General features: G+C 37.0%; 11 protein-coding genes. 10 read left to right on the forward strand and 1 reads right to left on the reverse strand.

The annotated features are described in order from the left end of the window. Positions 1-11: 11 nt before the first annotated feature. On the reverse strand, positions 12-1424 hold the full coding sequence (locus ACQKMF_RS21720) for a PQQ-dependent sugar dehydrogenase (protein ID WP_427574913.1): 1413 nt from the start codon (positions 1422-1424) through the stop codon (positions 12-14). A gap of 352 nt (positions 1425-1776) precedes the next feature. Here ACQKMF_RS21720 and ACQKMF_RS21725 point away from each other — a divergent pair, with 352 nt between their 5' ends. The 10 genes from ACQKMF_RS21725 to ACQKMF_RS21770 all read left to right on the forward strand — a co-directional run bounded on the left by ACQKMF_RS21725 (position 1777) and on the right by ACQKMF_RS21770 (position 12784). After that, positions 1777-3375 (forward strand): bifunctional metallophosphatase/5'-nucleotidase, encoded by a 1599-nt coding sequence (locus ACQKMF_RS21725; protein ID WP_427574915.1) that lies wholly within the window; start codon positions 1777-1779, stop codon positions 3373-3375. 281 nt (positions 3376-3656) lie between these two features. Next, entirely contained in the window at positions 3657-4328 is a 672-nt protein-coding gene (locus ACQKMF_RS21730; protein ID WP_427574917.1) for a GntR family transcriptional regulator, read from the forward strand. A 484-nt stretch (positions 4329-4812) separates the two neighbouring features. Further along, the gene (locus ACQKMF_RS21735) at positions 4813-6279 is read left to right on the forward strand and encodes a 4-hydroxyphenylacetate 3-hydroxylase family protein (protein WP_427574919.1); all 1467 of its coding nucleotides are present in this window, start codon (positions 4813-4815) and stop codon (positions 6277-6279) included. Positions 6280-6308: 29 nt separating this feature from the next. Further along, the gene (locus ACQKMF_RS21740) at positions 6309-7100 is read left to right on the forward strand and encodes a carbon-nitrogen family hydrolase (protein WP_101224293.1); all 792 of its coding nucleotides are present in this window, start codon (positions 6309-6311) and stop codon (positions 7098-7100) included. Beyond that, complete coding sequence (locus ACQKMF_RS21745) at positions 7097-7774, forward strand: DUF2848 domain-containing protein (RefSeq protein WP_260356827.1); 678 nt, start codon at positions 7097-7099, stop codon at positions 7772-7774. The genes ACQKMF_RS21740 and ACQKMF_RS21745 overlap by 4 nt, the downstream gene beginning before the upstream one ends. A gap of 1 nt (position 7775) precedes the next feature. Next, positions 7776-8492 (forward strand): hypothetical protein, encoded by a 717-nt coding sequence (locus tag ACQKMF_RS21750; RefSeq protein ID WP_101224292.1) that lies wholly within the window; start codon positions 7776-7778, stop codon positions 8490-8492. Between the two features lie 443 nt (positions 8493-8935). Continuing rightward, entirely contained in the window at positions 8936-9757 is an 822-nt protein-coding gene (locus ACQKMF_RS21755; protein ID WP_101224291.1) for an FAD synthetase family protein, read from the forward strand. Continuing rightward, positions 9757-10218: a flavin reductase family protein gene (locus ACQKMF_RS21760; protein WP_427575035.1), complete on the forward strand. Its 462-nt coding sequence runs from the start codon at positions 9757-9759 to the stop codon at positions 10216-10218. Before ACQKMF_RS21755 ends, ACQKMF_RS21760 begins: the two co-directional genes overlap by 1 nt. Positions 10219-10349: 131 nt before the next feature. Further along, entirely contained in the window at positions 10350-11123 is a 774-nt protein-coding gene (locus ACQKMF_RS21765) for an IclR family transcriptional regulator (RefSeq protein WP_402941011.1), read from the forward strand. Positions 11124-11440: 317 nt separating this feature from the next. Beyond that, positions 11441-12784 carry an MFS transporter gene (locus ACQKMF_RS21770; RefSeq protein ID WP_427574922.1) on the forward strand — a complete coding sequence of 448 codons (1344 nt, stop codon included), beginning with the start codon at positions 11441-11443 and terminating at the stop codon, positions 12782-12784. The last annotated feature ends 247 nt before the right edge of the window (positions 12785-13031 follow it).

Raw genomic sequence — 13031 nt, forward strand, 5'->3', positions numbered from 1 at the left:
CAAGAATTAATTCATGAAACAATTTCAAAAACAGTACCCTGGTTGAAATCAGTCACTTTCATAGAGCCATAAACCCCTAAATATAATCTGCTTTGATCCAGGTTCGTTCCCAAATTAACATAATAAGCTGATTGAGACCCAAAATCATAATCGGTTTGTATCACACTAAAATCATTTTGTTCACCATTTGGTCTAATGGTGGTATAAGCTAGAGCCCCTCTAACCTGAGGTTGAGATTCTTTCCGGAAAAGATCCGTAAACACAACGCTTCCTGTTAAACCAGGGATGCTTTTCCCCATATATGCTTGCACTCCTGTAAGTGCAGTTCCTTCAAACTTATCGTGTCTGTTATCTTTATGAAAATAACTAGTTAAAGGCTGAAGACGACTCCCTGAAAGTGATACTGCTTCATTGTAATAAGCAATTGTTTTTTCATCCGAATTCTGATTTTCAGTGCAGCCTTTTATAATCGAAGCAGGAAAAGCACCTTCCCAACCTCGCCAGCCAAAGTTAATGAATCCTTCTTTGTCAGGTTCAGAATTCATGAAAGAAGCTTGAATAAGCTGAGTAACCGGCATTGGTTTATAATGAACGAATGAAAAAATCGACTCGACCAAATTCTGGCCGACATTTCCCGCATATTTAATATACTGATTATAAAACCTTTGAAATGAAATGCCTGGTATATTGCGAACACCTTTGGCCATTACCATGAGTGCTTCCTGAATGGTTGTGGGAAGTTCATTGAAACGTGTGACAATGGGTGGATCATTGACGTACATATTCTTACCTACATCAATTTCAATTATTTTACCAGCTATTTCCAGATCATCCTGACTTAAGTTAAATGGATCATGGCCTGATCCACCATCTCCGGTTGTTAAAACAAGTTTTCCTGTTTCAGGTGAAAAGTTTAAACTATTGACCCCATTATGATTTGAAAATGGTCTTCTTAAGTTGAGTAATGTCCGTCGTTTTTGGGGTTGGCCATTCGATTGTAAAATCCATTCTTCAATTGTATCAATATGATCATATTGTGTTTCTCTATTTATCCACCGTAGGTTTAAAGTCTTGGGATCACATGGATCAGGCTTAAAAGATTCAGGAAGAGCACCTGGTCCTTGTGTCCCAGCCACTGAATAATGAAGATAAAACAGACCGTTATAATAAAAATCGGGATGAAACGCCAGCCCTAGCAATCCCCGTTCATCATATCCGCCACCAGAAGCACCTAGTTTCAGGATTCGCGGGCGAATATCCAAAAAAGTCCTTATATCTCCATTTCCTATGTAAAAGATCTCTCCTACCTGGGTTGCAATAAATAATCTTTCAATTGAGTCACCTGGAAGTATGGTTGTTTTCAAAACAGTAGGTAAATTTATTTTACTTACGATGGGCCGTAAACCAACCTTGACTTTTATCAACTGACTTTGCACCCCTTCTTATTGTTTTCTTTTTATAAGAATATGATTAGAGCTGTCCATTAGTACCAAATTAGGCCGGGGAATCTGATAAGGCATTACACCATTTTCTGCACGAGCGTAATTAAATGGGTAGAAAAATGGGAGCCTTTTTAAATAAAACTGTATTTATTGCTAGTCAAAATCTTAACAGATTTCTAAATGTTAAGCCGTATGAGTATTTAAAAAAGATATGCATGTACTGGGTTAATTTAATAATTATTATATGAAATATAACAAAAAATCACGGTCCCTTTATACGGATATAAAATTCAAGAGTTATTCTTAATTTACATCTAGAGGGAGGGATCGGAAATTGTCAAAATTTCAGGCCATATCTTCTTTGTTCATCTTGGTATTCATCATCATTTTCGTAACTTATAAAATCTCAGCATACTCATCCAATCATTCAACGAACCATTCCACATCCAACCACTACATTCAAGTACATTTGTTAGGAGTTAATGATTTTCACGGCCAACTAAACAAATATGAAATGGTTTCAGGAACCATGGCAGGTGGGGCTGAATACCTGGCTGCCCATTTAAAAAAATATAAACAAGAAAACCCAAATACACTACTTGTTCATGCAGGTGATATGGTAGGAGGAAGTCCTCCAATCTCTTCTCAATTTAAAGACGAACCGATGATTGAATTTTTAAACCTTCTGCACTTTGATGTCGGGACACCTGGAAATCATGAATTGGATCAAGGCGTAAATGAAATGAAACGCCTTATTTATGGAGGATTCAATAAAAAAACAGGCTATTTTCAAGGTGCCAATACTTCTTACAGTTCTGCAAATATAATCGATAGAAAGTCGGGTACTCCCTTGTTACCACCGTATGTTATTAAACAAATTGACGGAATTAATATTGGATTTATCGGGGTGGTAACAAAAGAGACCAACCTGTATGTGGCACCTGAAAATCGAAAAGAAGTAGAAATAACGGATGAAGTTACAGCTATTAACCGATCCGTTAAGATTTTAAAGGAAAAAGGGATTAAAGTGATTGTTGTATTGGCACATGACTCAGCTAAATCAGATAAGGCAGGAGCAAATTCCAGTGGAGCTTTAGTGGAGATGGCTCCAAGAATCGATGATGAGGTCGATGTCATTTTTGCGGGTCACAGCCATGAATATGCCAATACCGTTGTAGCCGGTAAACTGATCGTTCAAGCTTATTCTAATGGGAAAGCCTTTTCTCAAGTAAATCTTGAAATTGACCCACATTCTAAAATTATCGTTAAGAAACAAGCAAAGATTATTTTCACTTTACATCATCATATAAAACCGGATAAAGAAACGGTTGCCCTTCTAAATAAATACAGAAAAAGATTGGGGAGCCATTTTAATCAGGTAATAGGACAAATGCCTGAAGAAATCAAACGACATCAAGATGCAAACGGTGAATCCCCATTAGCGAAAATGATTGCAGAATCTGAGCGGGAAGCCATGGGGGTAGATATAGCTTTTGTCCATAAAGGCGAAATGCGGAAAAGTTTTAAAAAAGGGGAGGTCACTGTAGAAGACCTTTATACAGTCTTGCCTATGGGTCATAGTGTCAGTAAGTTAATCTTAACAGGAGACCAAATAAAACTTGCTTTAGAACAGCAGTGGGCGAAAGATTATGAAAATAGGCTGCAAACGGTTGGTTTAACGTATAATTGGGAACCCGAAGCTCCAATTGGCAACCGCATTGTTGCGCTGAAGGATATGAAGGGTCAAGAGATTCAGGCAAGCAACGAATATGAAGTGGCAGTTAGTAATTATTTAGCTTCAGGCGGTGATAACTTCACTGCATTTGAACAAGGTAGACTCGTAGAATCCGGTCCGCAAGTTGTCACTGCACTAATACGCTATATCCAACAGAAGTACCCCCACGAAATTTTTTCACCTTCATTGAAAGAATGAAGGTGAAAATACAAGGACTTGCATAAGTAAGTGAGCCCAAAAAATTATATTTTCGACTATTGTTAAGGTATTCTTTCAAAGGAGTTGCTTCGGCAGCTCTTTTTCTTATGGAATAAAAAGGTGCTGTCCGGTTTGTAAAATTCAGAAAAATAAAAAATATATTATTGACTTATGTCTGAGGTATTATGTATTATGTATACATAACACATGTGAGGTTTTAGCCAATCATGTAGATTTAAATTGTTCATATTGTAAAGACTTATCAAAAAGGACGGATTAATATGGCAGGAATTCATTTAAAACCAATCGAAAAGGAAAGAACAACACAAGATAAAGTTTATAATCAAATAAAAAAAGCGATTTTATTTGGTGGTATTACCAGTGATGAAATATTTACTGAAGTTCAATTAGCGGAAAGGTTAGATACTTCAAGAACTCCGGTAAGGGCAGCTATTCAAGATTTGGTGAAGGAAGGATTACTTGTTTCCATTCCAAGGAAGGGTTTAACTGTAAGAAAGATTACACCAGAGGAACAGGATGAAATCTTTTTACTAAGAAGTGCAATTGAAGTTGAATCGGTGAAAAAACTAACAAAAGAAATGACATCACCTGAAAAGCTGAGGTTACTTAAATTAATTCTGAAGCAACAAGAAGAAGCGTTGCAAAACGATGATGCTATTAGTTTTATCAAGCTAGACCATGAGTTTCATCTCTCGCTGACAAGGCTAGCAAACTTCACTATAATAGAGCAAGTTTTGAACAATCTTCATAACCTTACTCAGCTTATGGGTTTAAAAGCAGTCAGTAAACTTGGGAGAATGAAAAATGTTTTAATGGAACATACTCAGATTATCCAGGCTTTAGAGGAGAAAAATCCCGAACTGGCTTCACAGGCGATTTTAAACCATTTAGAAAAAACAAAAGAAACATTGATTATGGTTGATAATTCCTGATTTCTATCAAATGCTTGAAGGGGGGGGGCTCCTAGTAAAAGGCAGTTTATTAATCTCTAGGAAAAAAAAGGGTTTAGAATCAACTTCAGACTATGAAGTTGAAGCAAGGTTAAACCGATTCTTTTTTTCACGTGTAGAGCAAAGCCTTGGAGAAATTCTTCCGAATGCTTTTTCCTGGGTTTTTGCTTAGATAGTAAGCCTTATTGTTGAAATAGTAAGAGAACAATCTATAATTCATTGGAAATGAAAGCGTTTACCAATCGATCCCGATGTTAATGTTCATAGGTAAAGAGTAAAGGTATAAAGGAATAATGATTCGATATGGAATGTCATTACCTACCTTAATTATAGATTGGAATTGGCAAAACCTTTAATGTATACACAATACATAATACATAACACTAAATACAATTAAGGTTCGCCTGTTAAATCGTTTCTTGTTTTTAAAACATGTACTTATTCAAACATATAGGAGGAATCAGGTATGGTTAGAACAGGTAAAGAATATTTACAGTCATTGAAAGATGATAGGGCAATCTACATAAATGGGGAACGAGTACAGGATGTGACGACCCACCCAGCTTTTACAGGAATTACACATACCATTGCAGGTTTATACGATTTAGCATGGGATGAATCTCAGAATATGACATACAAAACTGAGGACGGTACACTAGCAAATAAAATTTATATGATTCCAAGGAGTCGGGAAGAACTTAAAGATAGAAGATTGGCGATTTCTAAATGGTCTGAAGCAACATGTGGATTTGTCGGAAGAAGCCCTGATCACGTCGCCAGCTTTTTGGCTGCTTTTGCCAGTTCACCCGATGTGTTTGATCGTGGAGGAGAAGGCTATGGGAATAATGTTTTGAATTTCTATAAACATGTGCGAGATCAGGATCTATATGTAACATACGTTATTATTCCGCCACAAATCGATCGAAGTAAAGCAGCTCATGAGCAGGAAGATAAATTTCTTCCAGTTGGAGTTTACGAAGAAAGAGAGGACGGAATTATTGTTCGAGGTTCTCAAATGCTCGGTACTGCATCAGCAGTATCAGATTACTTATTTGTAAGTTGCCTTACACCACTCAGACCTGGTGATGAAGATTATGCTTTGTCTTTTGTACTGCCGATTGATGCAAAAGGATTAAAATTTTATGCGAGGCCTGGTTATGCTGAAAAATCTCCAAGCACATTTGATTACCCATTGTCCTCTCGTTTTGATGAAAGTGATTCATTAGTTGTTTTTGACGATGTATTCATTCCTTGGCAAGATATTTTTGTTTACAAAAATATTGACATCGTGAGAGCTCAGTTCCATGAAACACCAGCTCACGTATTAGGCAATAATCAGGCGCAAATAAGATTTAGCAATAAATTGAAATTTTTGATTGGGGCTGCTCGAAAAGTTTCTGCTATGAATGGAATTGATAAAATCCCTTCAGTCCAAGAGAAGTTAGGGGAACTTGCTTCTATTGCGGCTTCTGTAGAAGGTAATCTCTTAGCTTCTGAATATAATTGTATCATCGACAAAAACGGTGTGGCACGACCGAATCCACGTTTTCTCTATGGTGTAGTAGGTCAACAGGAAACTATATATGCTTCCACTATTAAAATTTTACGGGAGTTATGCGGTGGAGGTGTTTTACAATTACCATCTTCATATAAAGAACTCATCAATCCTGAAACGAAAGATGATATGTATCAATATATACGTTCTACGGGAGTTGGGGCTGAGGAGAAAATTAAACTATTTAAGTTAGTATGGGATATCATTGGTTCAGAATTCGGTGGCAGGCATCAACAGTATGAAATGTTCTATAATGGTGCACCTTTTGTCACGAAAGGCTTTTCATTTAGAAATTACGGCTATGATGAGCCGGTTCAAATGGTGGATAAATTTTTAGGAAGCTATTCACTTCCCACTCAGGTGGAAGAACTAATATAAAAAAATATAAATAAAAGGATGTTGCAGAAATGAAAATTGCATCAATACAATTAGAGATTAAAGATAGCGAATCTAAATCTGCTCGCATAGATCGTGTGGAGTCAATGATTGATGGATTAAAAGGACAAGATTTAATAGTTTTACCAGAAACGTGGGCAACAGGGTACTTTTCTTTTGATCGTTATATTGACGAATCAGAAGAATTGAATGGGGATTTTGTCCAACGATTCTCCTCAAAGGCTAAAGAAGTTAAGTCATATATATTTGCAGGTAGTTTTATAGAAAAAAATAATGGAAAATACTACAACACAAGTGTTCTATTTTCTCCGGATGGGAAACTTATAGGAACCTATCGAAAAATGCATTTATTTCGTTATGGTTCAAGAGAAGGCCAAATATTGACGAGAGGAAATGAAACAACTGTAGTCGATACAGAATTCGGGAAAGTTGGCTTATCAACTTGCTATGATTTGCGATTTCCTGAATTGTATCGTGCTGAAGTGGATTTAGGAGCAGAGTTACTTCTTGTTACATCTGCTTGGCCGCATAGAAGGCTGGAGCATTGGAAATTATTCAATTCAGTTCGAGCATTGGAAAACCAGTGTTTCTTGATTTCGAGTAATTGTGTTGGTAATACTAATGACGTCCTTTTAGCTGGTCATAGTCAAGTGGTTGACCCATGGGGGATTGTTGTGGCTGCTGGAGGAGACGAAGAAACTATTATTAAAACAGAGATTGATCCATCTCAGGTTACTAAGATTCGAGATGTATTCCCTAATTTGAAGCACCGAGTTTTGGATAGAAAGGAGGAATTCAGTTGATAAATATTAATGTTTGTGGAAGAAATATTGTCGCAGACCCTAAACGATTACTTATTGCCGGCTATACGGGAAAAGACCAGGAATCTGTAAAAAAACATATTGATGAATTGAAGGAGATCGGCGTACCGGCTCCTCCACAAGTTCCGATGATTTACGATCTTTCAACAAATCTCATTACGACAAATAACTCAATTTCAGTTATTCAAGAAAGCAGCAGCGGAGAAGCAGAAGTGGTCATCATGAAAATTCAAGGGAAATGGTATTTAGGACTTGGCAGTGATCACACGGACCGCGGGCTTGAAAAAGTGTCTATTCAGAAATCCAAACAAGTATGCAGCAAACCTATTTCAACACAATTTTGGCCTTTGGATGAAGTAAAAGATCGATGGGATGACATTGAAATGAGAAGCTGGATGATTGTTGATGGGGTGAAAAAAGAGTACCAAACAGGCAAGCTGGGAGAATTCTTGCATCCTGAAGACTTGCTCAAAATAATCGAGGAACGTGGATATGATAGTGAGGATATGATTGTGTTTTGCGGAACATTACCGATTAAAAATGGTGAATTTATTTATGGGGAAGCATTTTCAGCAGAATTATATGATCGTTTAACGGATAACAAAATTCAATTGTATTATCAAGTTCATATTTTAGTGGATTCGGAGGTAGTTTGAAATGGAAAAATCAAAAATGAAAATTGATAGAAAACCAGAATTAGAATTTGTTGAGTATAAAACCTTTGAGGCTGTTCCTTCAAAAACTGTAAAAGGTGCATCTCAACGAATTATTGCACAGATTCCAGATACTAATGTAGCAACTCGAATTCTTGAACTGGAGGCAGGTACTGATACATCCCCTGATGGAGTCCAAGTCCATGATTTTTGGGAAGAATTATATATTATAGAAGGATCCTTAATTGATTTACGTCTAAATGAGGAATTTACAGCAGGAATGGTTGCATGCCGTCCTCCAGGGATGGAGCATGGTCCATGGAAATCAACTAATGGTTGCAGGATTTTCGAAGTTCGCTATTATGCAGATCAGAAAAAAGAAGAACATGAATTTGTCGATCATAACACTTTTGAAGCGCAGCCTTTTAGTAAGGTTAAGAGCCTTTCTGAAAGAATCATTGCTTCTGACCCTACTACAGGAGTCGCTACAAGAATTCTTCATAACGGTCCAGGGACAGATACTTCTCCTAATGGAGTGCAAGTCCATGATTTTTGGGAAGAATTATATATTATTGAAGGATCTTTAATTGATCTACGTCTAAATGAGGAATTTACAGCAGGGATGGTTGCTTGCCGTCCTCCTGGGATGGAGCATGGCCCATGGAAATCACCGGATGGCTGTAAGATTTTCGAGGTCCGTTACTACTCTAAGGTACAATAAACAGATATGTTTTGAAACGAATAAGCTCCTGCATATACGAATATGGTAATCCATCAAATGGCTTCTCGTGACATTAAACAACGAGGAGCCTTTTATCTCTGATACATTCTTACGCAGGACCCCAATGCTGAATGCTCAAATTGATTATTGGGGTATTTAAGTATCTGAATATTCTGTGTAATAGATTATGTATACAGAGTTCATTACGAAGAAACTCTAATCGTTAAGCAATGAGTGCACATCCATGAAAAGTTCAATTGTTGACTTAAAATGTACGTCATTAATGGTTGATGGGTCCACCGTACACCAGTGTTACACAAAATTATATCGGCTAAACATTTTAAAAATCATTATCTTGATGACGGAGAAGGTGAAGCAGGTTGGATGTTTTCCATTTAGCACATCCACTAGAGGGATCCCTATATCCAAGGGAGCCGCACGTAATGGCATTAGGTTTTTTTGACGGTGTTCATTTAGGTCATCAATCTCTGTTGAAGCAAACCAAGAGAATAGCCGAAAAGAAAAATCTTAAATTCACGGCGATGACCTTCGATCCACATCCAAATGAAGTAATCAAATTGGAGAAAGATTGGAGATATTTAACTCCCCTAGCTTTAAAGATTGAAAGAATGGCTGCTATTGGAGTGGACAAGCTTTTTGTCATAAAGTTTAATTTAGCATTTGCTTCCCTTCAGCCATCTGAGTTTATTAAACAATATGTTTTAGGTCTTCAAGCTAAACATATAGTGGTAGGATTTGATTTCACCTTTGGAAATAAAGCTCAGGGTACTGTTGATTATTTACAAAAAGTGAGTAAAAACAACCTCTTTGATGTAACCGTCATTTCAAAACAGGTACATAATGGCGAAAAAATAAGTTCAACTTTAATTAGAAAAATGGTAAGGGATGGAGATGTCCACCTCGTACCCTACTATTTGGGACATCATTTTGAAATTAATGGGGTCGTTTATAGTGCAAATAGACATAAACATGAGAAAGAGACAAATATGGAAATCTATATTGGGAATAAGTATATCCTGCCAGCACCAGGCTTATATCGTGTAGAAATCAAAAACGAGAACAAATCTTGTCATGGGAAATTTATAAGATATGGGTGCAGCAAGAGAAATGATGAAATAAGCGGTCAAATTATAGAAATGCTGAAGGGAGGTGTTGTGGAAGAATTGACTGTTAAATTCATAAAACAGATTCCTTTCGAATCAATGTTTAAGTATAGTTCAAATTTTAAGGAGGTTATAAAATGATGGATGATAGAAATTTTAGAAATGCGATGGGGAAATTTGCAACAGGAGTAACAGTCATTACAACACTTTTAGAAGATGAAGCACACGGTATGACGGCGAATGCTTTTATGTCAGTTTCACTTAATCCAAGAATGGTCTTAATATCCATAGGCGAAAAAGCTAAAATGCTAGATAAAATTAATGAATCTGGAAAATTTGCTGTAAATATATTGTCAGATGCTCAAAAAGAGTTATCCATGCATTTTGCGGGGCAGATTAAAGAAAAACGTCAGATTGAATTTGGCTGGATAAATGAACTGCCAGTAATTAAAAATGCTTTAGCAAATATCGTATGTAAGGTCCATAGTAAACAAATGGCTGGGGATCATACACTCTTTATTGGAGAAGTAACTGAACTCGTCGTTAGCGATGGAGCACCACTAGCCTTTTATGAAGGGAAATACGCCGAAATACTCAGCTAATCTGTTTATATCAGGATTTTTGTAAAAGTTTGATCATTAAATTTGAAAACGATGATCCTGTTCCGTATTAGTTAAAAAGACCGTAAAGCATTCTTGAAAAAGCGCTTTTGTTTTGTTAAGGAGGGGAACTCATGCAAAGCAAAAATAAGACAGCCGTCAGATCAATGGATATCCTTAATCTTTTTTTAAAGCACTCAAAGTTAAGTTTTAATGAAATCGTACATTTTTCAGGGATACCGAAAACATCTGTTTATCGAATGGTAATGTCACTTGAAGAGATGGGTCTTCTCGCTAAAGATAGAGATGGAAAATATTCACTTGGCCTGTTATTTCTTCAGTTTGGCCATTTAGTAGCTGAACGCTTCGATATTCGGCAGGTAGCTTTGCCGATAATGCAAAAACTTCATGATAAGGTAGGGGAAGCCGTTAATCTCATCGTACAAGACGGCAAAGAGGCAATCTGCATCGAAAAACAGGATACAAAACAGCGTGTAAGGCTTAATACGGCAATTGGCCGGAGAACACCGCTGTATGCCGGAGCGTGTTCTCGTGTCATTCTCGCTTTTCTGCCGCAGTATGAGCGGGAACAATATTTAGAGCAAATAGAACTGAAGTCGATTGCATCTGGAACAATTACTGATAAAGAGAGACTTCGTATTCTTCTAGAAGAGTCTCGAAAAATGCAATTTACGATCAGTCACTCGGAACTTGAAAATTATATATCTGCGGTAGCTGCTCCTATTTTTAATTACAAAGGTTATATCATTGCGGGCATTAGTGTTGCTGGTCTTGAAGTGAATTACCAAAACGAGTTGTTGCCTCCATTGGTTGAAAAGGTTAAGAGTGCAGCACTCGATATTTCACGGGAATTTGGGTATAACGATAAACATCTTTGTTTAGGCTAATATATCCACGGTTGATAGACAAATTGCGATTATAGGCTTTTTCACCAGAACAATTAGTGCCTTATTGAAGGTATTTATATAATGTATTGTGGATACACAACACATTATACTGAATACTTATGAGTCTGATTAACTGCATGTTCAAGATTAATATAAGGCACAAAGTAAACAAATAGCAGGAGATCAGACTCTCTTTATCGGGGAAGTAACATAGTACGTTATTAATGTTGGTGCACCATTAACCTATTAATAATCAGCAAGCCATCCACATCCAAGAACCCGCATCCAGGAAGTAACTAATCCGGAGGTGTGTTAAATTGAGTGGGAAAAAGAAACTGGACAAGAAATCACAAAAGATATTATTTGCAAGTTTACTTGGCAGTACCATTGAATTTTTTGATTTCTTTCTTTATGGAACCGTTGCTGCACTTGTATTTAATAAACTGTATTTTCCTAATGATGATCCGTTTGTAAGTTTATTGCTTGCTTATGCATCATTTGGCATTACATTTTTTATACGACCTCTTGGTGGGCTTGTTTTTAGTCATTTGGGAGACAAGTTTGGCAGGAAAAATACTCTTGTGCTTTCACTTTTATTAATGGGAATTTCTACTGTATGTATTGGACTACTTCCAACATATAGCATGATAGGGCTTTGGGCTCCAATCCTTCTGGTTTTTTTTCGTCTCGTTCAAGGGATTGGACTTGGCGGGGAATGGGGAGGAGCAATACTCTTAGCGGTTGAATCTGCACCTAAAGAAAGACGTGGCTTTTTTGGAAGCTTTCCTGCAATGGGTATCCCTCTTGGGATGTTACTTGGGACATTCTCCATTTCATTAATGAGTTTACTTCCTGAATCACAATTTCTTTCATGGGGATGGAGGGTTCCATTTGTCCTAAGTGCGATTTTAGTAGTTATTGGTATCTGGATAAGGAAAGGGATTGAGGAAACATCGGCCTTCAAGGAAGAGAAAGAAAAAGGAAACGTCGTAAAAATCCCACTATTTGAGACACTGCGATATCATTGGAAAGCTGTTTTAATTTCTTTAGGAGCAAAATGTGTTGAAGTGGGCCCATTCTACTTATTTTCCACATTTTTCATATCCTATGCTACAGAAACACAAGGTTTTTCAAGGACTACAGCTTTAAATGTAGTTACTGTTGCAACAATCGTTACAGCGATTTGCATGCCATTTATGGGAATGTTATCTGATAAAATTGGCCGTAAACGTGTTTTTCTTATTGGTACTATCGGAATAACGCTTTTTGCCTTTCCATACTTTTATTTATTTTCCTTACAATCCACTCCTTGGTTATACGTTATTTCAATAGTGGGCTTAGGAATACTGTGGCCTCCAATTGCGGCGACTATCGGGACAATGTTTACTGAAATGTTTAGTACGAATGTTGGTTATACAGGAATAACGCTTGGTTATCAAACAGGCTCTGCATTATTTGGTGGAACTGCCCCAATGATTGCGACTATATTAGTAGGCACCTTCAATAATTCTTGGGTTCCGCTTGCTTCATTTTTAGTATTTCTTTGTATCGCATCTCTTATCTCAGTATTATTTGTCCGAAGTAGTCAAAGTAAAAGTAATCCTTTCTCTGAAAAAAGGACAATAGACGATAAGGATACAGATAATCAAATAAGCGGGTAATGAATAGTCTTTCTAAGAGGGAAAATAGATTGATCTTTAAAAATGGTGACGTTTAACAGTTAATGAAGAGCGAAGTTGTACGAGAGCGGTTGGGGTAGGGAAACCTTCCAATATCGCTCTCTTTCAATGAAGTCTCTTTGAAGTGTTTACGGTAGAAGGCACCAAGTAGACTATGTTCGGGCGATGGCATTATGATAACTTTGCCATTTGATTTTTCCTTTATAAATGACTTAATGAATAGATATTT

The organism is Peribacillus sp. NPDC101480, assembly GCF_050277335.1.
Lineage (GTDB): Bacteria > Bacillota > Bacilli > Bacillales > DSM-1321 > Peribacillus.

What these genes read in the sequence shown, in the direction of transcription:
- ACQKMF_RS21730 (WP_427574917.1), top strand. Translation starts at nt 3,657, where the DNA reads ATGGCAGGAATTCATTTAAAACCAATCGAAAAGGAAAGAACAACACAA.
- ACQKMF_RS21735 (WP_427574919.1), top strand. Translation starts at nt 4,813, where the DNA reads ATGGTTAGAACAGGTAAAGAATATTTACAGTCATTGAAAGATGATAGG.
- ACQKMF_RS21765 (WP_402941011.1), top strand. Translation starts at nt 10,350, where the DNA reads ATGCAAAGCAAAAATAAGACAGCCGTCAGATCAATGGATATCCTTAAT.
- ACQKMF_RS21760 (WP_427575035.1), top strand. Translation starts at nt 9,757, where the DNA reads ATGGATGATAGAAATTTTAGAAATGCGATGGGGAAATTTGCAACAGGA.
- ACQKMF_RS21740 (WP_101224293.1), top strand. Translation starts at nt 6,309, where the DNA reads ATGAAAATTGCATCAATACAATTAGAGATTAAAGATAGCGAATCTAAA.
- ACQKMF_RS21755 (WP_101224291.1), top strand. Translation starts at nt 8,936, where the DNA reads ATGGCATTAGGTTTTTTTGACGGTGTTCATTTAGGTCATCAATCTCTG.
- ACQKMF_RS21750 (WP_101224292.1), top strand. Translation starts at nt 7,776, where the DNA reads ATGGAAAAATCAAAAATGAAAATTGATAGAAAACCAGAATTAGAATTT.